Annotated in this window: 8 protein-coding genes; 4 read left to right on the top strand and 4 right to left on the bottom strand. The window is 46.9% G+C overall.

Features of this window, described 5'->3' with window-relative positions:
• Positions 1-185: 185 nt before the first annotated feature.
• On the top strand, positions 186-1,838 hold the full coding sequence (locus J0A67_RS09840) for an LVIVD repeat-containing protein (RefSeq protein ID WP_206569139.1): 1,653 nt from the start codon (positions 186-188) through the stop codon (positions 1,836-1,838).
• A gap of 91 nt (positions 1,839-1,929) precedes the next feature.
• Here J0A67_RS09840 and J0A67_RS09835 read toward each other — a convergent pair whose 3' ends face one another.
• The 4 genes from J0A67_RS09835 to J0A67_RS09820 all read right to left on the bottom strand — a co-directional run bounded on the left by J0A67_RS09835 (position 1,930) and on the right by J0A67_RS09820 (position 8,158).
• Entirely contained in the window at positions 1,930-3,288 is a 1,359-nt protein-coding gene (locus tag J0A67_RS09835) for an ATP-grasp domain-containing protein (protein ID WP_206569138.1), read from the bottom strand.
• Between the two features lie 93 nt (positions 3,289-3,381).
• Entirely contained in the window at positions 3,382-3,810 is a 429-nt protein-coding gene (locus J0A67_RS09830; RefSeq protein ID WP_206569137.1) for a hypothetical protein, read from the bottom strand.
• Positions 3,811-3,868: 58 nt separating this feature from the next.
• Positions 3,869-7,210, bottom strand: a complete 3,342-nt coding sequence (locus J0A67_RS09825; RefSeq protein ID WP_206569136.1) for a hemopexin repeat-containing protein — start codon at positions 7,208-7,210, stop codon at positions 3,869-3,871.
• Between the two features lie 504 nt (positions 7,211-7,714).
• Positions 7,715-8,158, bottom strand: coding sequence for a DoxX family protein (locus J0A67_RS09820; protein WP_206569135.1), 444 nt, complete (start codon positions 8,156-8,158; stop codon positions 7,715-7,717).
• Positions 8,159-8,403: 245 nt separating this feature from the next.
• On the opposite strand from J0A67_RS09820, the gene J0A67_RS09815 reads away from it, so the two are divergent.
• From J0A67_RS09815 to J0A67_RS09805, 3 genes are all read left to right on the top strand, one after another.
• Positions 8,404-9,024, top strand: a complete 621-nt coding sequence (locus J0A67_RS09815) for an RNA polymerase sigma factor (protein WP_206569134.1) — start codon at positions 8,404-8,406, stop codon at positions 9,022-9,024.
• 107 nt (positions 9,025-9,131) lie between these two features.
• Positions 9,132-10,151 (top strand): FecR family protein, encoded by a 1,020-nt coding sequence (locus J0A67_RS09810; protein ID WP_206569133.1) that lies wholly within the window; start codon positions 9,132-9,134, stop codon positions 10,149-10,151.
• A 178-nt stretch (positions 10,152-10,329) separates the two neighbouring features.
• Complete coding sequence (locus J0A67_RS09805; RefSeq protein ID WP_241265130.1) at positions 10,330-13,788, top strand: SusC/RagA family TonB-linked outer membrane protein; 3,459 nt, start codon at positions 10,330-10,332, stop codon at positions 13,786-13,788.
• The last annotated feature ends 95 nt before the right edge of the window (positions 13,789-13,883 follow it).

The raw sequence follows: 13,883 nt of genomic DNA, 5'->3' as shown, positions 1-13,883 counted from the left end.
CCGAAGCGGCAGGTTAAGTATTTTTTTTTCACTCAATGATTTTGGAATAAATCCCTTGAAAATGAGGGACTATCATCAATTAGATAAGGGCGAATCGTCCATTTATTTTGAAAATACATCGCAATAGCTAATTTTATGGAATTATATTCGGTAAAATTAGATAAAAAGAAATAAAATTCTATTATATGTATTTGAACTTCAAGAATGGCTATTCGAAAGAAAATGCGATAAAAGGTATTGGCCTCGGCCTGGCACTTTCTGCTTTACTGCTGACTTCCTGCGAAGACTCGGGCTCAGATCCCCAGTCAATTTTGATCCGGACCGACAGTGAGACGCTAAGTGAGCGCATCAAACTTGATGGTAGTGGAGTCGTGACGCTGATCGATCCAGAGGCAGCAGCGGGTAGGGTTTTGGAAAGTTCTTCGGAGCTGCCTATTGTATTGATTTCACAGGTAGAAGCTCCTGAATATCAAGGGGTGAAACTAAGGGCTACCCATGTGGACATTGATGGGAACTATGCTTACGTTGGATACAATGTGGAAGGGGAAACGTATTTGGGCGCCGTGGAGATATTCGATATTTCCGATGCTTACAAACCAAAAATTGTTTCTCAAGCCCTTTTTACGGACGCCGAAGTAAGTTCCTTGCAATATTCGAATGGTACCCTACAGATGGCAATGGCAGTTGACGTGGATGGGGACTTTGGAGTAAGTTCTCCGGCCAACCTCGCTAGGGTTTCTGTTTCTAACGGAAAGTTTACCTCTGATTTTTCATTTGTGTCACTTCCGGGTTTCGTTGCAAACGATGTGACGGGACTTGGTAGCTCTACAGCGGTAACTACTGGAAATCCCGGCATATTGGGAGTAGTGGACATTGCCGGAAATGTAAGCCAAGAGGTTGAAGTAGAAGATTTGAGGAGTGTTGCCTACGGTAGTGATAAACTGGCTGTGCTTAGTGGAACCGAAGGAGCGATTGTCTATACTCCTTCGAATTTGGCCGAACTGTTGAAAATAAACCTAGACGATGCCACACCGGAAGCGAAGAGGACCATTGCCATAGCGGACGGCAACCTCTATGTATCCGAGGGCGCCAATGGCGCGGGTATCTACAGTCTGGGCAGTGGGCAATTGGTCAGCAAGCTTCCAATTCCTATCAACCCTGATGATACCGATCCGGGAGACGTTGTCACCAACGCAGTTTCTGTCGACAATTCCCTGCTGTTCATGGCTAATGGAGCTGCAGGAATCTCTGTCTCCAACGTCGAAAACACCTCGGATATTAAGAGCTTGGGGATCCTAGATCTTGATGGTTCGTCCAATTTCGTCAGAAATGAAGAGAACTTCGTTTTTGTAGCCACTGGTGCGGGAGGGCTACAGGTCCTTAAGATAAACGTTACCAAGGAAGATATCGCCGATCAACTTTGTAAGGATCTTCCTGCGTATAGCGGAAACAGTAACCTGAATGTCAACTCAAACGAGCGAATGGCTTTTGCCGGAGCGGCTTCTCTTAAAAATGTCAATGTAGGTGGAGAACTCCTCTACTGTGGATCTTTGGCGGTGGAGAGCAGTTTAAATGTCAACAGCAACGGTGTCATGCAGGTAGTCGGAAGCTTTGCTTTTGGACAGTATAAAAAGAACACCGCCATCAACGTCAACAGCAAATCTTATCTAAAGCTCTCTGGCAGCACCGTAATCTACGGCGACTTGAGGTTGAATAGTGGCGCCACACTCGAGTTTGTCGGAGAGGGAAATACGATCACCGTCTATGGCGATGTGACGATCAATAGTGGGGCCCAGATTATCGGCAACTATACCGATACGGAGGGGAAATTGAAATAGACAGGCCCATAAGACTAGTTAGGTTAAAGTTAAGTTTTAGATGTTGAAAAGGAGGATTGGTATCGATCCTCTTTTTTTTTTAGGTATGGGCTTAGATCTGTTCGAGTTGCTTAAGAAACAGCCTTTGGTAGTGGGAATCTTCTTGATCGTTGACAAAAAGTACTCTGGAAGCTCCCATGGGATTGATTCCTTGAGGTAGGGTAAGCATCCCAGTTTCGCTTTTTGTTTTTTTGACGAGTCGCTCGACAGACCTAAGTTTGCCGGACAGCCTAGGGAATTGGACTTGGGTATTGATATCTAGCTGGTTTATTCGAAAATCGGTTCCCAGCCGAGCTTTGATCCTATTTTCAAGTGAAAGAAGATGACCAATAGGAGAGGAGGCTGTGATTCTGGGATTTACTTCGATGATCGTCTCGCCAACAAGATCAAATTCAATCAAACCGGTATATTCAAAAGGCTCGTATTCTGACAGTTTCGAAAATAGGGATTCTGCAAATGCCAGTTTTTCCCTTTGAAATGAAAGGCACCATCTGCCTCCGGTAAACCTTCCCCGTTCGTCTATACACTGGCTATGTACTTGTAGAATTTTCCATTTTTTGCCAGGCAAAAAAAGTCCCGACACACCCCATACTGGCCCTGGGATAAATTCTTGGATCTGAAAGTTGGCGGGTAGAGTGCCTTGTTGTTCTAAATCAGCCAAATGTTTCTTTAAAAGTGCAGTGTTAGCTCCCGTATTTCCTTTTGGAAATAATCCCAGTCCAGCTGCTCCGCCGGCGGGTTTGAACACGTATTCCTGCGTTTCAAGACCTTTGAGTTGGGATAAAGAAAACTTGGACCTGTTGAAAATGTAAGTATTTGCCGTGCTTAATCCAGCTGCTTTTAAAAATGGCATTGCGGAATTTTTGTTCATCAAAAAGTCCGTCTGGGCTGCCAAAAGAGCCAATCCTGCGGGAAGAGGGATTTTGTTTTGTAGTGACTGTTGGAATCCTGAGGAAAAAATGAATCCAACTAGTGACTGCTGGCTATCGGCTGATTTTTCAATGCATGCCTCGAGTAGACTTCCTTTCCTTAGTTCAATATTCAAGACTTTTAATTCAGGCATTTTTTCACACGAATCAAAAGCAAGCAATGTCTTTTTCGGATGGATGTTGATTCCAGTCAAATCATTCCATATTGAGGAGTTGACTTTTAGGTTTTGCGAAAGACTTGCCGCTAGTTTTTCGTCGACGTGGGGGTAAAATACCACCAGCGTATCTTCTGGGCCTGCATAAATTTGGGCCTGAATTCCGTTGTCCAAATGGTGTTTTGGAACTTGGAGTAGCTGATGGATCAAATGCGGATCAGCGTACACCTCGGAAGTGGGCATGCCAATTACCTTTCCGGATTTCTCACCAGAAATCAAAATCCCGAGATGGGTGAAAAAGTACGAAGTGGCACTTTCGATTATCATTGAAATTCACCTCCGCGACACGCCGAGACAAGGAATGGGTTTGCACTAGTTTAAATGGCCAACTTCAAACGACGGAATTTAAATAGCAGGCATTTAAAAGCCACCTGGATCTTCAGATTTCGGCTTGAGGTAGGCACTCTCAACCCAGTCCTCAGCTTTCAGGGCTTCGAGTAATCTTGTAGGGTCTCCAGAATGGAAAATTTGATAATATTCGGTTGCAGGAGGGGACTCTTTTGGGATTGGGATTTCTATTTTGCGAACCTCACTTCCATATTCTTTCAACAAGCGATTGATGTTATCCACTCGATTACTTTCTCTCGAGCTGAAGCTTCCCATCTTTACGCTCACTCCACTGCTTGGCTGGAGCACAACTATGATTTCATTTCTGTTTTCTTTAATAGCTCCGGCACTCATCGTTTTGGTGTTTTGGGAATAAATTAATGCGATACCGCCGCAGATAAGACCTACGACGACAATGCTAAGCGCAAGGACTCTATGATACATAGTGTTAATGGCAATCAAACGAGGATAGGCTTGAACGGTGTTTTCAGCTCAAGCCTATCCATTCGCCAGATTCGATTCAGGATCTGATTTCTCTAGGATATCCCTTCTCCATGGTCCAATTGTTATTTGGTAAGATCTTCAAGTACTGAGAGCCTTTGAAGAAATAAATGTTGGAGGATTTGCCGTTCCACAGGGCAGCGTTGATGCCGCTGTTGAACGTGGATGGCATTCCCTTCCACGCTGAATTAATGTTTTTGGGATATCCACTATCCATGTTCCATCCATTCAGCGGGTCTATTCTCACATATTGGTTGCCTTTGAAGAAATAGATCTTATTGTTTGTCCCAGACCATAGAGCGGCTTCGATTCCTGAAGAGAATGAAGCAGGGAGTCCAGGCCAATTGCCTGCAATTTGTTTCGGATACCCTGGTTCCACAGCCCAGCCGTTTGCCGGATTTACCTTGATGTACTGGCTTCCCTTAAAGAAGTAGATCCTATCGTTGGTTTTGGTCCAAATGGCAGCATCAACCCCAGAGGCGAAAGTGCTGGGGAATCCCGGCCAGCCTGAAGAGATGGATTTTGGATATCCAGATTCCATTTCCCAGTCGTTGAAAGGATCGACTTTGATGTATTGGCTTCCCTTGAAAAAATAAACTTTTTTGTTTGGGTCGCTCCAAAGAGATGCGTCGAGATCTTGTCCGAAACTTTGGGGGAAACCCGGCCAATTGGAATCCAGGTTCAGGTTTTGGAATACTTGTTTCAAATTTGGCCGATTGCCGATCCGTTGTCTGGCAATGATCTGAGGATACCCGGACTCTACGTCCCAGCTCGTTTGGGGAGAAATCCTAACATACTTTTCACCTTTGAAAAAGTAGATCTTGTTGTTGGTCCCGCTCCAAGTAGCCGCGTCCAGGCCTGAAGCAAAATCTGCAGGCATTCCTGGCCAGTTTCCGGCGATCGGCTTAGGATAACCTGCCTCGACATTCCAGCTTACCGATGGGTTGATTCGAATGTATTCACTTCCTTTGAAGAAATAGATTTTGTCGTTGGTTTTGCTGTAAAGAGCTGCGTTCACCCCGGACGCGAAAGAAGCAGGAAAACCAGGCCAACTTCCAGCGATTGGTTTTGGATATCCGGGTTCGACATTCCATCCATTGAAAGGATCTATGCGGATAAACTCACTGCCCTTGAACATGTATACTTTTTTGTTTGTTTCACTCCAAAGCGCTGCGTTGATCCCCGAAAGGAAGCTGGATGGCATGCCGGGCCAGTTATCTTCAATCGGCTTGGGATAGCCGGGTTCTATGTTCCAGTTGTTGGCTGGATCGACCTTCGCGTATTGGCCGCCTTTGAAGAAATAGATGTTGTTTGACTTTCCGTTCCAAAGGGATGCATCGAAGCCGCTGCCAAAGGAGGCATTGATGCCCCTCCAGTTGGAGTCGGCGTTGGTTTCATTGCTGCCGCTCAGTCGCTGCTGTGGGGATCCGGTGTTTCGGAGCAGATTTCTCATCCCATCCGAGGTCAAAAGCGATTTTCCACGGGCTTTTAGTCTGCCCTGTATACAGGCCACAGATCCAGTGACGACAGGGGAGGCACTGGAGGTACCGCTGAAAGAGGATGTGTACCAGAGATCTTCTGTTTTAAGGAAGAATACTTTATCTGTCGTTTTGTCCCAAAGTGCCGCATCGACTCCCCTGTTAAATTCTGATGGCATGTTGCGCCAACTTGAGCTGATTGTCTTTGGATATCCCGCCTCCATATTCCATGATACGGAGGGATTGATTCTCAGATATTTGTTTCCTTTGAAGAAGTAGATTTTGTTGTTGACATAGCTGTAGATAGCTGCATCGACGCCGCTGGCAAAAGAGGAGGGGAATCCCGGCCAGTTGCCAGCAATTGGCTTTGGATATCCAGCTTCCACATTCCAGCTTACCGACGGATTTATCTTGACATATTGGTTTCCTTTGAAAAAGTAAATCCTTTTGTTGGTGTCGCTCCATAAAGCCGCGTCTATCCCGTTAGCAAAGTCGGCCGGCATGCCTGGCCAGTTGCCAGCAATGGGCTTTGGATAGCCGGGCTCGACCGTCCATCCATTGTTTGGGTCTGCGCGATAGTACTCGTCTTTTTTAAAGAAATAGACCTTTTGGTTGTGGTCACACCAAAACGAAGCGCTGATTCCATTGCCCATGGCGCTGAGGAAACCTGGACCAACACCTATTGGAGATTTCGGATAGCCAGCTTCCACGGTCCAATTATTCGCAGGATTAAGGCATACAAACTTGTCCCCCTGCATATTGCCATAGCCCGTCGTGGCGACATTGTGCCCCCAGCCTTGGACATCCACACGTTTTCCCCAATTGGAGAAGCTCAAGATGCTTCGGTCCATGGAGGAGGAAGGTGAGGCGCCGGCCCCGACTATGATAGCCCCGGACTGGGGATTGGAGAGATTGAATGGGTTTTTCCAGCTATTTGGCCAGCCCGAAGGCCTTTTATTGTAGATCTCCAGATCAAAATTTTCCATTCCATTGCCAGCCGCTTCTACTACGATGATTCCTTTGGCTGTCGCGTAAGTGACCGCTGCAAAATCGTCTGGCCACCATTCGATGGCGATGTAGCCGCGCTGATCATCCCGTCCCTGAAAATTGAACGCCGGCCCGGCTCGATGTACTTCCAGCAAAATGATATCTCCAGCTTTGCTGGCATTTGCCGCGTTGATGATTGCTTGGGCGGTTCCCTGCCCGTTGTGAGAGATGGCCCGGAGTTGGACATCGGAGCTTATTCCCGTCACCCCTATTGAACTTTCAGCGCCTGCGATGACACCCAAGACGGCCGTTCCATGGTTGCGGGAGGAGGCCACATTGTTTCCTCCCAAGATGCTGGAGATCTTGGCTCGAAGGTCCTCATGGGTCAGATTAAAGCCTTGCTCGACATCAACAACACCGATTCCATTTCCTCGACCTCCAACCAGCTTCCATGAAAACTTTGCATCGACACCACCCGGAGCGGCATCGAGATAGCCCTGATTTCCAGTGAAATCCGGACTTTTCCAGGCACTGTTTGGATCTTCTGCAGGTGGCTTGATGTAGGCTCCCTCTACCAAAGGATCTTTCAGGAACTCATCCAGCAAGCCTTCAAGGTTGGATTCGCTCTGCACAGTGAAAAAAGAAGCGGGGTTCAGACGTGTCGATCGGGCAAAAGACTTGAATTCCGTCGGCATATCATTCAGCGCAATGTTGGGATTGAAGATGGGCTGAACCCTGCTTTTTAGCCTTTTTATAGAGGTGTTCAGCGTGCTAATAGCGGTACTTTTCGCCGTTCTGAATGTGTTTTTACTGGTTTCGATTTGAGCGTCATCTTTAAATATGACTACCAATTCATGAAGTTCTGGTTGATTTTGGGATTTGATTTTTGTTGCCATGATAACAAATGGTTAAAAGTGAAAAATTAAAAGTTCAGCTGTTCGATTTGCTGTGAGCAGAGTTTCAAAAAATACTCTGATGAAGATCTATACAAGATCTTGTTGGATCAATTGCTGAATTTATTGAAATTATATTGTTTATCCAAGTGATTGATTGTTAAGTTATTGTATTTGGCTATTCTGAGTGGTATAAGCTTGTTTTATGGAGTTTTGACTTGGCACTTTGTCTTTAACTATAAATATGTAACGTGTCTTATTTTTGTATATAAGCTTTTTTATTAAGTTTTTTGGTTGATAAATTATTTAGGTGATTTAGGTTTGCTATTGCCTCGTTAATTAGTGGAATGTTGAGTTTGAAGGTACAACAAGGATTAGTAGATGAATGATTTGGTAAGTTTCAGGTTGAAAATGCGAAAGACCTGCGAAACCAAGATATGGCTCAGCGCAGGTCTTTCTTTTGTTGGAGCAATGATATTCTTTGCTAGGTTCGGCGCGATGTTGTTATCACCAAGTTGGATGTTTCTTCATCCAGTTGTCAATCGAGAATTTTCCAGATCCGTAAATCAAAAAAACAATAAGCAGGATGAGTACTATCACAGAAATAGGGAATTCCAAATTGTTGGAAACGGTAAGGAATCCCTGCTGGGAGTTGACCAGAAAAACTGCCACTAGCAATATGGGAAGCTGAAAAAGGATAGCGAAGCGAGTGACAAGGCCCAGTGCTATCAGCAGCCCCCCGACTAAGTGCGCGAAAGCCACGTAATGCGCAAGCCCGAGGTTAACAAATTGCAAGTCCGCCGACTTCATAATCGAGAGAAGTGCATTCGTATCAGAAATAAATAGTATTCCCTTGTAAAGAATAAACAGTCCAAGAATGATCCGGACAAAGTCTATCCATTGTGGATGGTGGGTGTCGGCCCAATGTTCGATTTTAGTGAGGGTATTCATGGTTTTTTGGGTTTTGTCTTCGAATAATTTACGAATAAAATTCTTAAAAGCATTGATATTCAGGGGTGTGAAATTTGTTGTTTGGCTGAGTCATTGGCTCAGTTGGATGCAATTCTCAAATCTTGCCCAATACCCATGAAAGGAAACAGCAGCTTGGCTCGGTCGTTTGTTTTGGATTTTGCCAGAGTTTCAGATGTTGCGGAATCAACTTTAATTGTTTGCTTTGGAGTAGGTTCTGAAAAATTATGGCAGCCGAATTCGGTACACATCCGCATCAACAATTGGTCATGGAGCTGTCCAAAGGCAATGAAAAGGCTTTTGAGAAGCTTTACATGCTATTTTCCGAGAAGATTTACCACGTGTCTAGGAGAATGAACCTCGGGCACGAAGATGCAGAGGGTATCGTTCAGGAGGTTTTTCTTAAGATCTGGAAGAAAAGACACAAACTAGATCCACAGCTTTCCATCAATGCCTACATGATCTCGATCGTCAGGTCTTTGGTTATCAAGAAAGCCAAGAAGGAAGCCCGATTTTTTGCTTTTCAGAATTACAAGATCCCTCTCTATGAGGTCGAAAGAAATAATAGTCCCGAAGAAGAATTCATCTTTTCGGAGTTTCACAACATCTCCAAGGAGATCATCGAACAGCTACCAGCAGCGCAAAAGCAGATTTTCGTTCTTCGGCATTTTGAAAACCTGTCAGTAGAGGAGATCGCCGAGCGGTTGAATATTTCGAGAAGAACAGTCGAAAACCAGATTTTTCGCTCGACCAAAGCCGTGAGGGAAAAGCTCGTCAAGCTGAAAATCATCTCGGTGGGTGTTTTCGTGATCACGCTCAATTCCGTATTGATGCAGGTATTGGACTGAATCTCCAGTAGGTTCTATCGTGTTTTTGAAAAAAGTGCAAATTATTTTCAAAAGCTCGTGAGTATTTTTCCCGACTTGGGGCTATATGTACTAGTAAATAGCTCCAAATGGATCACAAGAAACGTTTAGATGATTTTTTTGACGGAAAACTGAGCCGCGAACAGGCTCAGGAACTCCTGGATTGGCTAGACTCCTCGGAGGCGGAAGAATTTTTGTCCGCGGAGATTCTACAGGCTTGGTCTGAAAAGATCCGAAGCCATCAGGTTGAAGATTGGGATCCCAAGCCGCTTTGGAATAAGATCAAGCAAGCCAAGGACGGCCACCCAAAGCCATATCTCGCAGTAGATTCGAAGCCGGTCAGGAGGCTTATTCCATCCTGGCTCAAGGCGGCCGTGGTGTTGGTACTTTTGGGGATTTCGGCTCTATTCTATTTTGAGCTTGGCAGACAGGGGGAGTCGCCAGCGATGCTTTCTCAAACTGACCCCAAGATGATCGTCCGCGAAAATCCGGCGGGACAAAAAACAAGAATCAACCTCCCGGATGGATCCACTGTTTTTCTCAATTCGGAAAGCAAAATCACCTACCCCGAAGACTTCCTCGGGAATCGACAGATCGAACTCGAGGGAGAAGGCTTTTTCAAGGTCGCGAGGGATGAAGCCCATCCGTTTACGGTGGAGGCCAAGGGGGTCTTAACCACCGCTTTGGGCACGTCTTTCAATATTTCGACTTTTCAGGAAGAGGAAAAGGTCGCCGTGACTTTGGTGACAGGAAAAGTTAGGCTCGCACAAAAGGACGCAAAAAATTCCATAGTACTCAATCCCGGCGAAGAGTCCCTGCTATCAGCGCAACAATCCCAGCTGAGCAAATATACAGTGGAGGTGTTTGACAAAGTGAGTTGGACGGAAGGGGTCTTAAGGTTTGACGAGACGCCCTTTGACCGGATGATTCCTATGCTGGAACGCTGGTATGGGGTCAAAATGCAAGTCAGGGGAGATCCTGGTGCGATCAAGGCTACAGGTACATTTGACAGCAATGAGAGTCTGCGAAACGTGCTGCATGTCCTGGGCGCTTCGATGGATTTCGAGTACGAATTGAAAGAAAAAGAAGTAATAATCACATTCAATTAAGCTGCCTATGTGAAATCCAAACGACATAAAAAAGAACAGGAACGTACTGCGAATACGCTCCTGTGAAAACCAAAACACGGCACCCAAGGACTAAAGCTTAGCGGTCTGTCATCCGAGGGTATTTCTATGTTTCAACTTACAACCCTAAAATATGAAAAAAACGATACCACTAATAGTCATGTCTATTAAGTTACTGGTCAGAGGAGTGGCGATCCTTTGTCTCACATTGAGTCCCCTGATGGCCAGCACGACCTCGGCCCAGGTGAAAAGCATAGACGAGGTACACCTCAAACTGGACAGGAAAAGTTATTCCCTGAAGGAGCTCTTTCGAGAGATTGAAAGCAAGACCGACTTTAGTTTTTTCTACACAGATGCCGTCATCAGCGGACAGTCGGGATTAAGCTTTGCCAAGACGGCTGGGACGGTGGAACAGCATCTCTATCAGATCGCTACGCAGACCAATCTCAGGTTTAAGCAGGTCAACAACACCATCAGCGTGATCGCACACAAGGCGGGAGAATCCCTCGTGGAAGCCGAGTCTCGGCAGGCGAAGATATCGGGAACCGTCACGGATGAATCAGGGGCGCCACTTCCCGGGGTCACAGTCTTGGTGGAGGGTACCACCAACGGAACGGTGACGGACATTGACGGGAATTTTTCCATCGAGGCTTCCGAGGGTGACGCTTTGATATTTTCCTTCATTGGCTTGCAGCGCCAGAGAATCATCGTTGGTTCGGCTACGCTTTTGGAAGTGGTAATGAAGACCGAGGAAAACAACTTGGAAGAGTTTGTAGTCGTCGGCTACGGCACTTTGCAGAAAAAGGACATTACGGGCGCAGTGAGCGCTATAAGTAGCGAAGAGCTTAAAGATCAGCCCGTAGCGAGTATTGACCAAGCGATTGCGGGTCGACTGGCAGGCGTGGTAGTGACCCAAGCTACTGGGGCACCGGGTGGAGGGGCATCGGTCAGAATCCGAGGTGCTGGCTCGCTGAGTGCTGGCAATGAACCGCTGTATGTGGTTGACGGGTTTCCGGTGACCAACGACTTTGACCAGCGAAACAATCCGCTCAATACGATCAACCCCAATGATATCGACAATATCCAAGTGCTGAAGGACGCCTCTGCCACGGCTATCTATGGCTCGAGGGGCTCGAATGGCGTGATCTTGATCACGACAAAATCCGGTAAGTCCGGTATGTCAAAAATAGACTTCAGTATCAGCACCGGAGTGCAGCAAGTCGAGAAGACCTTGGATGTTCTCAATGCGACCGACTTTGCTTACTATGTCAACGAATCCCGCAACAACGCTTGGGTAAACTCTGGACCGGGCAGGTCGGCCTCCGATCCCAATTCGGTCCGACTGAACAACGTGATGTATCTCCTGCCGGAGGTCTTTAGTGATCCAGAGTCGTTGGGTGAGGGAACCAATTGGCAGGATGAAATCTTCCGAACCGCAGCCATGAGCAATTACCAGCTGAATTTTTCCGGAGGAAATGATAAGACGAAGTACTTTGTCTCAGGCGGTTATCTCAGCCAGGATGGTGTGATCATCAATTCCGACTTGAAGCGCTATTCTTTCAGAGTCAATGTAGAATCCCAGATGAACAAGCGGGTGAACGTTGGAGCCAACATTACGCCTTCTTACACTTTCTCCAACCAATCCCTTGCGGAAGGCAACTGGCAGGGAGGGGGGATTATCCAGTCGGCGATCACTGCGGCTCCCCACCTGTCGCCCTACGATGAGTTTGGCAACTATACCAAGATCACCGGCCAGGGAATAGGCCTTTCCGAAGTGGACAACCCGGTAAAAATCGCCAAAGAGTACTTTCACCAGCAGCAAAACCTCAGACTTTTGGGTACGTCCTTCGCAGAGTTTTTATTGGTGGACAACCTGAAGTTTAAGGCCCTAGTGGGCGCGGATATCCGTAATTTCCGCGAGGACATCTTCAGCTCCTCCATCATCAACCCCAATAGCGTCAATCCGACTAAGCCTGCCGTTGGCACCAATGGCACTTCACAGATCAGAAACTGGCTTTCCGAGTTTACGCTCAGCTACAACAAGAGCATAGGCAAACACAACTTTGACGCAGTACTGGGATATACTGTACAGCAGGAGTCGCTGGATATCAATCGAATGACCGGTACCAACTTTGCCAATGACAACATCAAGACCATCAACGCTGCGGGTTTGATCTCCAGTGCGACATCTACCAAGGAGGAATGGTCCTTGATTTCCTACCTCGCCCGGGTCAACTACAATTACGATGACAGATACCTCCTCACGGCAACTTTTCGTCGGGACGGCTCTTCCAGATTTGGGGAGGATAACCGATGGGGATCTTTCCCTTCGATTTCTTTGGGCTGGAGGATTTCTGAGGAGGAGTTCATGGGCGACGTGTCCTGGCTGTCGGAGTTGAGGCTGCGCGCCAGCTATGGCTTGACGGGCAACAACTTTATCACCAACTACGGCTCCATCGGCCTGACGAGCATTGAAAACTATCCTTTGGGACTCAACGGCGGCACTGTCAGCAACGGAATCCGTCTGTCCAATATTCCAAACAGCAAGTTGGGCTGGGAGAAAAACAGCCAAGCGGACTTGGGGATAGAGATAGGCTTGCTGCAAAACAGGATCTATGCTTCCGCCGACTATTACAACAAACGGACTTCCGACCTCCTGCTCAACGTACCTGTTCCGACTCTGACGGGATATTCTACTGCCTTGCAAAATATAGGCGAGATTCAAAACAAGGGCTTCGAATTTACCCTTACCAGCCGAAACACGGTCGGCAAGCTGAAGTGGACCACGGACTTGAACTTTTCCACCAACAACATCGAGGTAGTAGCCTTGGGTCCCGACGGCTCACCGATCATCTCCAGACAGGCGACATCTGCCAGTGCGCCTACCCATATCACGGAAATAGGATCGGCTCCAGGCAGCTTCTATGGATACAATGTGATCGGGATCTATCAAAATCAGGAGGAGATTGACAGCAGCCCCGTTATCCTGAACGGCAACGGCACAGTGCAGTCCAAACCCGGCCAGCTAAGGTTCGAGGATGTCAATGGAGATGGCGTAATCAATGCAGACGACAGGACCATTCTGGGCAGTCCATTCCCTGACTTCACGTGGGGCATGACTAATACCTTTACTTACAAAAACATTGATTTTGCCTTTACACTTCAGGGCGTCCAGGGATTTGAAGTCTTGAACGCGGCTAGACGCTACTATGGCAACTACGCCGGATCGTACAATGTGCTCTCCAGCGCCTCCAATGGCTGGATGTCCGAGACGGATCGGGGTGACGGTGTTTCGCCGATGATCGACCGCAACTTCAACGGCTATGCCGGAAGTAACGTCGTCAACAATATCACCTCCCTATTTGTCGAGGATGGATCTTTCCTTAGAATTAGGAATGTTACCCTGGGCTACAATCTGCCGACTTCCCTTTTGGAAAAAGCCAAACTTTCCAGTGCAAGGCTCAGCTTCACCGTTCAAAATGCTTACACCTTTACCGACTACGAAGGCTACAATCCCGAGGTGAGTGCCCAGGGTGGCAGCCCGCTGGTGCCCGGTGTGGATGCCGGCGGCTACCCGCTCGCGCGTACGTTTATGTTTGGTTTAAATGTTGGCTTCTAATCTGAAATGGTTATGAAATCGAGTATGAAGAAAACTTCACCAAGAGAGTTGATTTTCGAGATACGAGATTCCATGTGGCCTTTTAAAAAAAAAAA

The organism is Algoriphagus aestuariicola (genome assembly GCF_017254835.1).
GTDB classification, from domain to species: Bacteria; Bacteroidota; Bacteroidia; order Cytophagales; family Cyclobacteriaceae; genus Algoriphagus; species Algoriphagus aestuariicola.
This window is presented reverse-complemented; position numbering and strand designations above follow the sequence as displayed.

Excerpts from the sequence above, each read along its gene's own strand:
- J0A67_RS09840 (WP_206569139.1), top strand. The coding sequence starts at position 186 with ATGTATTTGAACTTCAAGAATGGCTATTCGAAAGAAAATGCGATAAAA.
- J0A67_RS09835 (WP_206569138.1), bottom strand. The coding sequence starts at position 3,288 with ATGATAATCGAAAGTGCCACTTCGTACTTTTTCACCCATCTCGGGATT.
- J0A67_RS09825 (WP_206569136.1), bottom strand. The coding sequence starts at position 7,210 with ATGGCAACAAAAATCAAATCCCAAAATCAACCAGAACTTCATGAATTG.
- J0A67_RS09820 (WP_206569135.1), bottom strand. The coding sequence starts at position 8,158 with ATGAATACCCTCACTAAAATCGAACATTGGGCCGACACCCACCATCCA.
- J0A67_RS09815 (WP_206569134.1), top strand. The coding sequence starts at position 8,404 with ATGGCAGCCGAATTCGGTACACATCCGCATCAACAATTGGTCATGGAG.
- J0A67_RS09810 (WP_206569133.1), top strand. The coding sequence starts at position 9,132 with ATGGATCACAAGAAACGTTTAGATGATTTTTTTGACGGAAAACTGAGC.
- J0A67_RS09805 (WP_241265130.1), top strand. The coding sequence starts at position 10,330 with ATGTCTATTAAGTTACTGGTCAGAGGAGTGGCGATCCTTTGTCTCACA.